The sequence below is a fragment of the Bacillus timonensis genome (genome assembly GCF_004799755.1).
Classification (GTDB): Bacteria; Bacillota; Bacilli; order Bacillales; family Bacillaceae_L; genus Ferdinandcohnia; species Ferdinandcohnia timonensis_A.
Genome location: NZ_SLUB01000020.1, coordinates 58,685 through 71,857 on the forward strand (window position 1 = coordinate 58,685; position 13,173 = coordinate 71,857).

The 13,173-nt window shown below is 39.3% G+C and carries 10 protein-coding genes, 2 rRNA genes and 1 other annotated feature; all 12 genes read right to left on the bottom strand.

The window, feature by feature from the left end; genetic code table 11:
- Positions 1–27: 27 nt before the first annotated feature.
- Positions 28–297 (bottom strand) — a binding site (T-box leader).
- Positions 298–343: 46 nt separating this feature from the next.
- Positions 344–1,801, bottom strand: a complete 1,458-nt coding sequence (gene gltX / locus E1I69_RS12475; RefSeq protein WP_136379931.1) for a glutamate--tRNA ligase — start codon at positions 1,799–1,801, stop codon at positions 344–346.
- Between the two features lie 66 nt (positions 1,802–1,867).
- Positions 1,868–2,350, bottom strand: coding sequence for a 2-C-methyl-D-erythritol 2,4-cyclodiphosphate synthase (gene ispF, locus E1I69_RS12480; RefSeq protein WP_136379932.1), 483 nt, complete (start codon positions 2,348–2,350; stop codon positions 1,868–1,870).
- 61 nt (positions 2,351–2,411) lie between these two features.
- The gene (gene ispD, locus E1I69_RS12485; RefSeq protein WP_136379933.1) at positions 2,412–3,098 is read right to left on the bottom strand and encodes a 2-C-methyl-D-erythritol 4-phosphate cytidylyltransferase; all 687 of its coding nucleotides are present in this window, start codon (positions 3,096–3,098) and stop codon (positions 2,412–2,414) included.
- Positions 3,099–3,124: 26 nt separating this feature from the next.
- Positions 3,125–4,216 carry a PIN/TRAM domain-containing protein gene (locus E1I69_RS12490; protein ID WP_136379934.1) on the bottom strand — a complete coding sequence of 364 codons (1,092 nt, stop codon included), beginning with the start codon at positions 4,214–4,216 and terminating at the stop codon, positions 3,125–3,127.
- A gap of 269 nt (positions 4,217–4,485) precedes the next feature.
- Entirely contained in the window at positions 4,486–5,856 is a 1,371-nt protein-coding gene (radA, locus tag E1I69_RS12495) for a DNA repair protein RadA (RefSeq protein WP_136379935.1), read from the bottom strand.
- Positions 5,857–5,936: 80 nt separating this feature from the next.
- Positions 5,937–8,390 carry an ATP-dependent protease ATP-binding subunit ClpC gene (gene clpC, locus E1I69_RS12500; RefSeq protein ID WP_136379936.1) on the bottom strand — a complete coding sequence of 818 codons (2,454 nt, stop codon included), beginning with the start codon at positions 8,388–8,390 and terminating at the stop codon, positions 5,937–5,939.
- The gene (locus E1I69_RS12505) at positions 8,387–9,484 is read right to left on the bottom strand and encodes a protein arginine kinase (protein WP_136379937.1); all 1,098 of its coding nucleotides are present in this window, start codon (positions 9,482–9,484) and stop codon (positions 8,387–8,389) included. Before E1I69_RS12505 ends, clpC begins: the two co-directional genes overlap by 4 nt.
- Before the next feature lie 3 nt (positions 9,485–9,487).
- Complete coding sequence (locus tag E1I69_RS12510) at positions 9,488–10,033, bottom strand: UvrB/UvrC motif-containing protein (protein WP_136379938.1); 546 nt, start codon at positions 10,031–10,033, stop codon at positions 9,488–9,490.
- Between the two features lie 27 nt (positions 10,034–10,060).
- Positions 10,061–10,525 (bottom strand): CtsR family transcriptional regulator, encoded by a 465-nt coding sequence (locus E1I69_RS12515; RefSeq protein ID WP_412899281.1) that lies wholly within the window; start codon positions 10,523–10,525, stop codon positions 10,061–10,063.
- A 176-nt stretch (positions 10,526–10,701) separates the two neighbouring features.
- The gene (locus E1I69_RS12520) at positions 10,702–11,403 is read right to left on the bottom strand and encodes an MgtC/SapB family protein (protein ID WP_136379940.1); all 702 of its coding nucleotides are present in this window, start codon (positions 11,401–11,403) and stop codon (positions 10,702–10,704) included.
- 1,301 nt (positions 11,404–12,704) lie between these two features.
- A 5S ribosomal RNA gene (rrf, locus tag E1I69_RS12525) occupies positions 12,705–12,820 on the bottom strand.
- A 55-nt stretch (positions 12,821–12,875) separates the two neighbouring features.
- Positions 12,876–13,173, bottom strand: a 23S ribosomal RNA gene (locus E1I69_RS12530); the annotation flags it as partial.

Consider the following 13,173-nt stretch of genomic DNA (forward strand, 5'->3'; position numbering starts at 1 on the left):
AAAATAAAAAGCGCCCCTGTGTAAAAACACAGAGACGCTATATTCACGCGGTTCCACTCTGTTTAGGCAATGAAAATCCCATTACCTCAACTTAATCTCTTAACGGTGAGCCGCCGCTTTTATCTACTACGTTACCCGTTACGCTATCGGTTCGATAAAAGACTCAAAGGTGCATTTCAATAAGCATTTCCCTTAAACCACTTTCAGCCGGTGATGGTTCTCTCTGTTCGTATTTGCTTGAACTCACAAATACTTTAAAGTAAATAACTTATTTACTCTCCTTATCAACACTTTTACAATATATAATTTGTTACCTATACTATATTACATTTTCAGCCAGATGTTAACTAATTAAACTTTTAAGGCGTGAAATTATTTTTTCTTTTCCTAATAGGTGAATCGCTTGTGGTAAATCTGGCCCGTGAAGCTGACCCGTTGCCGCTGCACGAATCGGCATGAAAAGATTCTTACCTTTTTGTCCTGTACCTTTTTGAACAGCTTTAATGGATGCTTTAATTTCATCTGCACCGAATGTTTCAAGACCTTCAACCTCTTGTAAAAAGGCCTTTAGTACTTCAGGAACTGTTTCTCCCGCAAGAACTTCCTTCGCATCTTCTTCAAGCGTTACTTCATCCTTAAAGAAAAGGTTGGTTAGTTCAACGATTTCCGCTCCATAGCTCATTTTTTCTTGATGTAGTGCAATTAAGTCACGTACCCATTGTTTGTCTGAATCACTCAATGGCTCACTCAATCTACCTGCTTTGATTAAATGTGGTAGCGAAAGCTCAACTAGGCGATCAAGTTCAATGTTCTTAATATATTGGTTATTCATCCATGTAAGCTTTTGCGTATCAAAAACTGCTGGTGATTTAGATAAACGGGCTGGATCAAAAATGTCAATAAACTCATCTTTTGTATGTAGCTCTTCTTCTCCACCTGGCGACCAACCTAATAGCGTAATAAAGTTAAATAGGGCTTCTGGCAGGTATCCACGTTCTTCATATTGCTCAATAAATTGAATAATAGACTCATCACGCTTGCTTAGCTTCTTATGGTTTTCGCCAACGATTAATGTCATATGTCCGAATGTTGGAATATCCCAGTTAAAAGCCTCATACACCACCATTTGCTTCGGTGTATTGGAAATATGGTCTTCCCCACGCAAAACATGTGAAATTTCCATGAGATGATCATCAATGGCTACTGCAAAATTATAAGTCGGAGTTCCATCCTTCTTCACAATTACATAATCGCCCATGCCTTCTGACTCAAAAGAAATTTCGCCTTTAACCATATCATGAAACGTATAAACCTTGCCTTGCGGAATAATGATACGAATACTCGGCTGTCTTCCTTCACTTTCTAAAGCTTCCTGTTGATCCTTCGTTAAGTGACGGCATTTACCTGAGTAATGAGGTGTCTCACCACGTGCCATCTGCTCTTCACGTTCTTTTTCAATTTCTTCTTCCGTACAAAAGCATTTATAAGCAAGACCTTTTTCAAGAAGCTCTGTATAATACTTTTCATAAATCTCATTACGTTCTGATTGACGATATGGTCCGTGCTCACCACCAACATCCGGTCCCTCATCCCAATCAATTCCAAGCCATTTCAAATATTTCAGCTGACTTTCTTCGCCACCTTCAATATTTCGTTTCTTATCAGTATCTTCAATACGAATGATGAATTTTCCGTTTTGGTTTCGTGCATATAAATAATTAAATAAGGCTGTTCTTGCGTTTCCAATATGTAAATGTCCTGTTGGACTTGGTGCATAGCGCACACGTACGTTATTTGTCATATGTACCCTCCGTTACAACGCTTAGTATCATCTAGATTTTTAACACAAATTTAGTAAACCCAATAATTAGTTCTCTACCTTTTGTAGCAAAATCGTTACTTGTGCTGCAATTCCCTCACCGCGACCCGTAAAACCTAACTTTTCAGTTGTTGTTGCTTTCACATTTACCTGTGAAGAATCTGCTTCTAGCAACTCGGCAATCCGCACTCTAATGTGTTCAATATACGGAGCCATTTTTGGCTTTTGAGCAATAATCGTGCAGTCAATATTTCCAAGCTTATAGCCCTTTTCCTTCACCAAATTCCATACATGCTGTTGCAGTTTTGCAGAATCCGCATCCTTGAAATTTGGGTCTGTATCTGGAAAGTGCTTACCTATGTCACCTTCACCAATCGCTCCCAGACAGGCATCAGAAACGGTGTGGAGCAATACATCTGCATCTGAATGTCCTAGTAGTCCTTTTTCATATGGTATGGTAATTCCACCTATAATTAACGGGCGTCCTTCAACCAATTGGTGAACGTCAAAGCCCTGTCCAATACGAAACATTGGTTTTCCCCCTTTATTAAGTTTTCTAGTCTTTTGTCACGCGCACCATTGCGCTTTTTATTTAGCTTGTCCAGTTTTGTAAAATCGCTTCCGCAAAAACTAAGTCATCTGGAGTTGTTAGTTTGATATTTAAGTAATCACCTTTTACAATATATACTTGTTTTGGAATTCTTTCAACGAGACTAGCTTCATCTGTGCCGAGGAAACCTTCTTTTTGAGCCATCTCATGTGCTTCTTGTAAGATAGAAACATGAAAAGCTTGTGGGGTTTGAATGGCCCACAAGCTAGAACGTTCAACTGTTTCTTCTACATATAAATCACGAGAGGCGCGTTTAATTGTATCCTTTACGGGAACTGCTAGCACAGCTGCCCCTTTTTCTGCCGCAACATTGACTAGTTTATGAACATGCTCTTGTTTCAGAAAGGGTCTTGCACCATCATGAACCAACACAATATCAGTGTTCTTCACAGCTTGTAAACCATTGTAGACACTGTACTGGCGCTCACTCCCACCCTGAACGAAAGAGACAACCTTTTGGACGTTATAGGTTCGGATCAACTCATCAAAAGTGGGCTGTTCATCCATATTAATGACTAAAATAATTCCTTTACACATTGGGTCCTGTTCAAAAACTCGTAATGTATGAATAATAACTGGTATTGATCGCAATTCAATGAATTGTTTATTCTTGCCTGCGTTCATTCGTTTTCCTTGTCCTGCCGCAGGAATGACAACCTGATAATTCACCCCGTAACGCCCCTAACACGATTCAATTATAATGCCTTTTCAAGCAATTTTGGCTTCGCGAAAATCATTCGACCCGCTGATGTTTGTAAAACACTCGTTACAAGCACTTCAATGCGTTTTCCAATATAGTCGCGACCTTCTTCGACTACGATCATCGTACCGTCATCTAAATAAGCGATACCTTGATTATGCTCTTTTCCATCCTTAATGACTTGAACGCTTAATTCTTCGCCAGGTAACACCACAGGCTTCACCGCATTCGCTAGGTCATTAATATTTAACACCGCCACATTTTGCAGCTCACAAACTTTGTTTAAGTTAAAGTCATTCGTCACGACTACACCCATCGTTAATTTTGCAAGCTTCACTAACTTACTATCAACCTCTTGAATATCGTCAAAATCACCTTCGTAGATTTCAACTTTAATCGCTAGTTCTTTTTGAATTCGGTTTAAAATATCGAGTCCTCTTCTACCGCGGTTTCGTTTTAATACGTCAGAAGAATCTGCAATATGCTGAAGTTCCTCTAACACAAATCGAGGAATTACAATTGTTCCTTCAAGAAACCCAGTTTGACATATATCTGCGATACGTCCATCAATAATAACACTTGTATCTAAAATTTTCAGTTTTTTGGCTTGTTGGTTTACTTCCTCTTCCTCCAAGCTCTTCTTTTTACCAGATCGGTTAATAGAGAATAAATTTACAAGTTCATCCCGCTTTTTAAAACCAACTTGAAACCCTAAATATCCCAAAAGCAAAGTAATAAAAATTGGAAGCACTGTATTTACTACCGAAAATGAAATACGGTCTAATGGAATCACGATTAAAAAAGCTACAATCAATCCGGAAATCAACCCTAAGCTTCCAAATAAAACATCTGTAACAGGAGCCTTGATCAATGACTCTTCCAGCCATTTAATTAAACCTACGATATAATCTACTAACCAAAATGTAACAATAAATAATATAATAGCACCTAAAATCGCAAGCGTATATGAGTTATTTAGATATGGAATATTGTCGATATTTAACAGCTTTAATACATCCGGTAGATAGACAATTCCAAGCATACCTCCGACGATTAGAAAAAAGAGCTGCACAATACGTTTTAACATTCCTTCACCTCCTCCTATTCATTATAATCACTTTATAATAATTGAAACCTACAATAAATAGCTTTTTTTAAAATGTAAACAGAATGACATCGATGTGTAAAACGCTACTCATATATTATTTTTTAATCCTGATAAAATTATAACTGCTTTAGTAAAAATTATTTCTAGTTGACTTTTGAATGATGGATGTCCACGGTTCACACTTACTATACGAATAAAGCAATAAAATTGTTTCATTTTCACTAGATTTTTCAATTCTTTATTTTAGATTATTTTCCTAATGTATGTTGGATGGCTTGCCTAATATCACTCACACCTATCACTTCAATTCCCTTAGGAATGGTCCAACCACCTAAATTACGCTCAGGAAGAATTACTCGCTGAAAGCCAAGTTTTGCTGCTTCTTGGACCCGCTGCTCAATTCGAGAAACGCGTCTTACCTCTCCAGTTAACCCAACTTCGCCAATAATTACATCTGTGGGGTTTGTCGGTTGATCTCTAAAACTAGACGCTATGCTTAAGGCAACCGCTAAATCAATTGCTGGTTCATCCAGCTTTACACCACCGGCAACCTTTAAATATGCATCTTGATTTTGCAAGAGAAACCCCGCTCTTTTTTCTAATACTGCCATTAATAAAGAAACCCGGTTATGATCTATTCCTGTTGCCATGCGGCGTGGATTTCCAAAACTAGTTGGTGATATCAACGCCTGAATTTCGACAAGTACGGGTCGTGTACCTTCCATAGACGCAACAACTGTTGACCCTGCAGCACCTGCAGAACGCTCCTCAAGAAATATCTCAGAAGGGTTGGCAACTTCTTCTAGGCCCGTTTCCTTCATCTCAAAAATGCCCATTTCATTCGTTGAACCAAAACGGTTTTTTACAGCACGTAAAATACGATACGTATGATGTCTTTCTCCTTCAAAGTAAAGAACGGTGTCCACCATATGTTCAAGCAAACGAGGACCTGCGATATTTCCCTCTTTCGTAACATGACCCACAATAAAAATAGCAATCCCATTTGTCTTCGCGATTCGCATTAATTCCGCCGTACATTCCCGCACCTGAGAAACACTGCCAGGAGCCGAAGAGATGTCAGAGTGATAAATAGTCTGAATCGAATCAATTACAACAAAAGACGGGTTTAGCTCAGTAATTGTCTGGGAAATAAATTCAAGGTCCGTCTCTGCTAAAACATACAATTGGTCAGAAGAAACCCCCAGTCGATCAGACCTTAACTTCGTTTGTTTGACCGATTCTTCTCCGGAAATATATAAAACTTTACTTTGTTTGGCTATTTGAGAGGATACTTGTAGCAACAGGGTCGACTTCCCTATCCCTGGGTCACCCCCAATTAAAACAAGTGATCCACGGACGATTCCGCCACCAAGTACGCGATTAAATTCCTTATTTGTTGTATACATTCTAGGTTCATTTTCCGACTCGATTGAAGTGATTGGTGAAGGCTTGCGCTGAACAGTAGGACTCGAATGAGCAAAAGCACCTTTTCTAGCTGGTTTATGTAAGGTTTCCTCAACTAATGAATTCCATTCTCCACATCCAGGGCACTTCCCCATCCATTTTGCCGATTCATAGCCGCAGGACTGACAGGTAAACTTCGTCTTTGTTTTTGCCATTGTTTTTAATCCTTTCTTAAGAAAAAAGAGGTATACACGAATCAATTCTTGATGTATACCTCTTTAGCACTTACTTACTTTTATTTCACTGTTTCTTTTGTTTCTTCGGTTTCTTTCGTCTGAATTACAAATTCTCCGTTAGTATAGTCCATTACAATTCTCTTTCCTTTTTCTATATTACCGCGTAATAGTTCTTCAGACAAACGGTCCTCAATTTGTTTTTGAATCGCACGGCGTAATGGACGTGCTCCGTATTCTGGGTCATATCCCTCTTCTGCAATTCGGTCTTTAGCAGCTTCAGTTAATTCAAGCTCAAACTCTTGCTCTTGCAAGCGTTTTGTTAATTGATCTGCCATTAAGGTAACTATTTCCCTCAAGTGCTTCTTCTCAAGTGAGTGGAAGACAATCGTTTCATCAATACGGTTAAGGAACTCCGGACGAAATGCTTTCTTTAACTCTTCCATAACCTTATCCTTCATATTGCGATAATCTTGCTTCTCATCATCAAGCGCAAAGCCGACATATTTGTTTCGCTTCAATGTGCTAGCTCCGACGTTGGATGTCATAATTAAAATCGTATTTCTAAAATCAACCGTACGACCCTTAGAGTCTGTCAAACGACCATCCTCTAGAACTTGAAGCAAAATATTGAACACATCTGGGTGTGCTTTTTCGATTTCATCTAAAAGGATAACGGAATACGGCTTACGGCGAACCTTTTCTGTTAATTGGCCACCTTCTTCATAGCCTACATATCCTGGAGGCGAACCTACCAATCTTGATGTAGAGTGCTTCTCCATGTACTCAGACATATCAACACGAATCATCGCATCCTCATCACCAAAAATAGATTCAGCTAAGGCACGCGCTAATTCTGTTTTTCCGACCCCTGTTGGTCCTAGGAATATGAATGAACCTGTTGGGCGCTTCGGATCCTTTAATCCAGCACGTGAACGCCTTACAGCCTTTGAAACTGCCTTTACAGCCTCTTCCTGACCAATCACACGTGAATGTAGGATCTCCTCCATATTTAGTAATTTATCCGCTTCTGTTTGAGCTAGTTTTGATACAGGGACCCCAGTCCAGCTTGATACAACCATTGCAATATCATCCACTGTTACCTCTGAATTCTCTTGGCCCTGTTTTTCTTTCCAGTTTTTCTTCGTTTCTTCTAACTGTTCACGAAGGCGTTGCTCTGAGTCACGTAATGAAGCAGCTTTTTCAAATTCCTGACTTTGAACGGCTGCATCTTTTTCCTTACGAACCTCTTCAAGCTTTAATTCAAGCTCCTTTAGATTTGGCGGAGCTGTATACGAACGAAGGCGAACCTTTGAACCAGCCTCGTCAATCAAATCAATTGCCTTGTCTGGCAAAAAGCGATCTGAAATGTAACGGTCAGAAAGCTTAACCGCTTGAATGATCGATTCATCCGAGATTGATACTCTATGATGTGCCTCATAACGGTCACGTAATCCTTTTAATATTAAAATAGACTCTTCTACAGATGGTTCATCCACCTGAATTGGTTGGAAACGACGCTCAAGAGCAGCATCCTTTTCAATGTATTTTCTATATTCATCTAAAGTTGTTGCACCGATACATTGAAGCTCACCGCGAGCAAGAGATGGTTTTAAAATATTCGATGCATCAATTGCACCTTCAGCACCACCAGCACCGATTAACGTATGAAGTTCATCAATAAACAGAATGATATTCCCTGCTTGACGAATTTCATCCATTACCTTTTTCAAGCGGTCCTCAAATTCTCCACGGTATTTTGTACCTGCAACTACAGTACCCATATCAAGGGTCATTACACGCTTGTCGCGAAGCGTTTCTGGAACTTCATTGTTTACAATTTGCTGAGCTAATCCCTCAGCAATAGCCGTTTTACCAACACCAGGCTCCCCAATTAAAACAGGGTTGTTTTTCGTACGACGGCTCAGCACTTCAATCACCCGTTGAATCTCTTTACTTCGTCCAATCACGGGATCAAGGCTGCCTTCTCTTGCAATCGCCGTAAGATCACGAGCTAAGCTATCCAGGGTTGGCGTATTCGCATTAGCAGAACCACTACCGTGATGTCCTGATGACGATTCATTACTTCCCAGTAATTGTAAAACCTGTTGGCGAGCTTTATTGAGGCTCACTCCAAGATTGTTTAATACTCGTGCTGCAACTCCCTCGCCTTCGCGAATTAATCCAAGTAGGATGTGTTCTGTTCCTACATAGGAATGACCTAGCTTACGAGCCTCATCCATTGATAACTCAATTACCTTTTTCGCACGTGGTGTGTAATGGATGGTCTGTGAACCTTCCTGACCACGTCCAATTAGAGCTTCTACTTCTTTTTGTATTTTTTCAGGACCTAACCCAAGTGCAAGCAAGGCCTTTGCGGCAATCCCTTCGCCTTCGCGGACAAGACCTAATAATACATGTTCAGTTCCAATATTGTTATGTCCCAATCGCACAGCTTCCTCTTGAGCTAACGCCAACACCTTTTGTGCACGCTCAGTAAATCTGCCAAACATCATAACCCATCACCCTCCATGTCAGTAGTCTTATTATTTTCTAGTTTTAATCTTTCTCGAATAATAGACGCCCTTCTGACGTCCCTTTCATTTGGCCTTAATGCCCCACCAGCATAGACCTGCAAGAATCCAGGTTGAGTTAAAATCATGAGTTCATTAAGAATGGTTCTTGATATATCTTTAATATAGCCAAGATCAATACCCAATCGAACATCTGATAAACACTTAGCTGCTTCTTTCGATTCAATGATCCTACTATTAGCTAAAACCCCATAGGAACGAAATACGCGGTCCTCCAATTGTATGTTGGAAGTCTTCACAAGCGCTTCTCGCGCTGAGCGCTCTTGTGCAATCAACTGTGCAACCACACTCTTTAAGTCTTCTACAATATCTTCTTCCGTCTTTCCTAGCGTGATTTGATTGGATATTTGAAAAATATTCCCTAGCGCCTCGCTGCCTTCACCATAGATTCCTCTTACAACTAGACCAAGTTGATTGATTGCTGGAATGATACGACTCATTTGATGTGTAAGAATAAGAGCTGGAAGATGCATCATCACGGAGGCTCTTAGTCCAGTTCCTACATTTGTTGGACAGCTTGTTAAATAGCCTCTAGTTTCGTCAAATGCATAATCAACATGCTCCTCTATCCAATCGTCTAAGTTGTTTGCAACCTGCAAGCCTTCCGATAATTGCAACCCTGGGAATAAACATTGTATTCGTATATGGTCCTCTTCATTAATCATAATGCTAATTTCTTCATTTTCGGATAAAAGACAAGCTCCTAATTGAGAGTTTTCGGCTAAATGTGGACTTATTAAATGCTTTTCAACCAACACCCTTTTTTCATTAGGCTGAAGCTCCGTCATTTTTAATAATTCGAATTCTCCAATTGAGGGAAAGCTCTTTCCAGCAAACCCCTTTTGAAAGACGTCAACGATTTGCCCAGCCTCTTCATTTGAATAAACCGTTGAGAAAGGTACATTTTTCAGATTTCGAGCAAGTCTAATCCGTGAACTTAAGACAATATCCGAATCAGGACCTTCTTGACTCATCCAAGCACTCAAAGCTTGATTGATAAAACGCTCAAGTGACATTGATTAAACCTCCCCTTCTTTGTAACCACTCAGTTTCTTTTCAAGATCCCTTACATGGTCACGAACATCTGCAGCTTTTTCGAATTCTTCTAACGAAATATATTCCTGCATCTTTTGCTTTAGTTGTTCGATCTCTTTCCGAATATGGAAGGAGCCTCCGATTCGTTTTGGGATTTTCCCTGTATGATGTGTATTGCCACTATGCAGACGTTTTAAAATTGGGGTAAGTTGTTTTTCAAAGGTTGGATAGCATTGCGAACAGCCAAACCGACCTACCTTTGCAAATTGTTGGAAAGTCATTTTACAGTTTTCACATTGTAATACTTCATTTTTTTGAAATGCATGTTGCTGTGAACCGGTAAGTGGCTCAAACTGAAGAAGTCCTGCTAATAAGTTATCTATTGAAAAGCCAGATGTGCCTGGAAACATGAACATCTCGCTTTTTTCTTGAGCACAATGTTCACAAATATGAACCTCTGTTTTTTCACCATTAATCACCTTTGTAAAATGAAATGTTGCAGGACGTTGATTACATTCTTGGCATATCATGATAACACCTTCCTATTTAGTAACCTTTTATCTATACATGAGGGATGTAAGCATTGCCTTTAACATTCTTGCTCTTAATTCATCCCGATGTGGAAGCTCGATAAACAAGACAGAACGGTCAATCACACTTAACATGATCTTCGCCTCTCTTTTTGAGATTACTTCCTCCTCAACCAAGCGCAAAATAACGTCCTCAGCACTTGTTTGGGCGATCCGTTTATCGATAAGGCGTACAAGCTGCTTAATCAGTTGAGAGTCGTCATTTGTTTTCACTCTCATAATTCGAATGTAGCCTCCGCCACCTCTTTTACTTTCCACCAAATAGCCTCTCTCTAACGTAAACCTTGTATTTATCACATAATTAATTTGAGATGGGACACATTCAAATTTATCGGCAATCTCACTTCTTTTAATTTCAACTATAGCTCGATCACTTGTATCAAGAACACTTTTTAGATATTGTTCAATGATATCAGATATATTCCTCATTATGACCACACCTCACCTTGACTTTGACTATATTTGACTATAATTATAATATAAAATGACTGCACTAATTTTTCAACTGTTTCGCATGTGAAATTGAAGTAGAAAAAGGCAATCATTTTCCATTTAAAGGGCTTTACTATCCTATACTTTCCAAACCAAGTACCTCTCTAAACACCAAATTAAAAAATTTTTTGTACCATTTCCCGCCTGGACATTTCTTCATATAAGCGTAAACGTTCATTTTTACTTGCCACTTCCACATCAATTGTGTATTGGCAGTTGTTTTCTACCTTATCCTTTGAATACTTAATATTAAAATCCTTCACCTTAAAACCATTATCCTTAAATAATTTTAAAATGGATGAAGATGAGGATATATTCTCATGAATAATGATATGAACAACTTTTCGTTTTCTGGATTTAAAAAAGAACTCTTCAAATCGGTTTAGAAAAATTAAACTTAATAAAACCACAATTGTTGTTAATATGGCTGGCGCATACATCCCTAACCCGATTATTAACCCTAGGCCCGCAACAACCCAAATCGATGCTGCCGTAGTTAGCCCACGAACCGTAGCATCCCTTACCAAAATAGTACCCGCACCCAAAAATCCAATACCGCTTATTACATATGACGGAATTCGTGCAGGGTCAAAACGGACATTCGTACTCATCTCTAAATAAGGCTGAAACCCAAAGATAGACATCAGCATCATTAAACAAGAACCAACTCCAACCAGTAAATGTGTACGAAATCCGGCAGGGTGTTTATGTACTTCTCTTTCCAACCCAACTAATCCGCATAATAGCGCAGCCATAAAAATACGAATTGACATCGTTAAAAATTCTTGAGTTTGGAACGATGCAAAAAATTGTGCCATGTCACATCCCCCTGTTCTATAGACATAGACGACCTGTAAATTACTTATTCGATAGGAAATTTAAAATCCCCTTTAATTCAAATAAAAAAAGGTAGTGTTTTATCATTATACGATTCGTTCAAAACGTTTATGATTATCAAAAACACCTATTTTAAAATAATAGTTCCGCCGTAGTACCTAAGATGTTTATTATCATAAACATTGTAATTAATAATATAGATCATTTTTGAAATGTAAAATTTTACACTTATATATGGGGAGTTATCTTAATGATTAATACTCTGTATTGGTATATAGTTGGCTGTCGAATTGTATATTTGTTCAGAATTCTGGGTGGGTTAATAAAAACGATTATGGCGGTGGCGGTTGTGCTGTTTGCTGTATACCAATATCGGTTTGAGGGTAGGTGGTAGTAGGCGATATAACGTTGAGGGTTTTTGCGGTATATCGTTTATCAGTTTACTGGTGCGTGATATACCGCTAATGGAGTTTGCAGTATACCAATTATCAGTTTGCAAATGCGCGGTATACCGGTAATCGAGTTTTCAGTATATCATTTATCAGTTGGGAATGAGTGGTATACCGGTGAGGCTTTTTGTGGTATATCGTTTATCAGTTTGCTGGTGCGTAATATACCACTAATGGAGTTTGCATGTTTGGCGTCCCCTATTTTTTTATAAATGAGAACCTCTTTAGGACGTTTGCTAGATCGGAGTTTCCTAATCTTTTACAATTATGAGTCTCTTAAAGAAGTTCGCTTTGTCGTCATTACCTAAATCTTTGCCGTTATTAAAATTGACAATCTAAAAAAGCTTATGTAGTGCATGCGTTACCTATTGCTTCATCTATCCCACGAAACAGGAACGAATCGGCCCTTTTCGTTACCATTTTTTAATATACACCCTAACAACGTGAACGATTCCACACTTTTCGTTACCCTTTCCTTCAATACAATCTCAAAAGTGGAACGTTTAAGCCTTTTTCGTTACCACTACGCTCTTCACAATCTTAAAAGTGGCACGATTACGCCCTTTTCGTTACCATTTACTTAAATTCAATCTCAAAACGGGAACGTTTAAGCCTTTTTCGTTACCACTACGCTCTTCACAATCTTAAAAGTGGCACGATTACGCCCTTTTCGTTACCATTTACTTAAATTCAATCTCAAAACGGGAACAATTCTTCAGCTTACTTTACTCTATCTCGCTCAACATCTGTCAAACAGGCACTACGTTCTTCACCCCTAATATCCAAACAAAAACAAATAAAAAAGACCAACCATATTGGCTGATCTTTAGTGTGCCTAGCGACGTCCTACTCTCACAGGGACAAAGTCCCAACTACCATCGGCGCTGAAGAGCTTAACTTCCGTGTTCGGTATGGGAACGGGTGTGACCTCTTCGCTATCGCCACTAGACTATGTTGAAGGATTCATTCCCTCAAAACTAGATAACGCTCCTACATTCATTAATTTGGTTAAGTCCTCGATCGATTAGTATCAGTCAGCTGCACATGTCACCATGCTTCCACCTCTGACCTATCAACCTCGTCATCTTCGAGGGATCTTACTAGTTTAACACTATGGGAAATCTCATCTTGAGGGGGGCTTCATGCTTAGATGCTTTCAGCACTTATCCCTTCCACACATAGCTACCCAGCTATGCCCTTGGCAGGACAACTGGTACACCAGCGGTGTGTCCATCCCGGTCCTCTCGTACTAAGGACAGCTCCTCTCAAATTTCCTACGCCCACGACGGATAGGGACCGAAC

Excerpts from the sequence above, each read along its gene's own strand:
- E1I69_RS12510 (WP_136379938.1), bottom strand. The coding sequence starts at position 10,033 with ATGATATGCCAAGAATGTAATCAACGTCCTGCAACATTTCATTTTACA.
- E1I69_RS12490 (WP_136379934.1), bottom strand. The coding sequence starts at position 4,216 with ATGTTAAAACGTATTGTGCAGCTCTTTTTTCTAATCGTCGGAGGTATG.
- E1I69_RS12505 (WP_136379937.1), bottom strand. The coding sequence starts at position 9,484 with ATGTCACTTGAGCGTTTTATCAATCAAGCTTTGAGTGCTTGGATGAGT.
- E1I69_RS12520 (WP_136379940.1), bottom strand. The coding sequence starts at position 11,403 with ATGGCACAATTTTTTGCATCGTTCCAAACTCAAGAATTTTTAACGATG.
- ispF (WP_136379932.1), bottom strand. The coding sequence starts at position 2,350 with ATGTTTCGTATTGGACAGGGCTTTGACGTTCACCAATTGGTTGAAGGA.
- radA (WP_136379935.1), bottom strand. The coding sequence starts at position 5,856 with ATGGCAAAAACAAAGACGAAGTTTACCTGTCAGTCCTGCGGCTATGAA.
- gltX (WP_136379931.1), bottom strand. The coding sequence starts at position 1,801 with ATGACAAATAACGTACGTGTGCGCTATGCACCAAGTCCAACAGGACAT.
- clpC (WP_136379936.1), bottom strand. The coding sequence starts at position 8,390 with ATGATGTTTGGCAGATTTACTGAGCGTGCACAAAAGGTGTTGGCGTTA.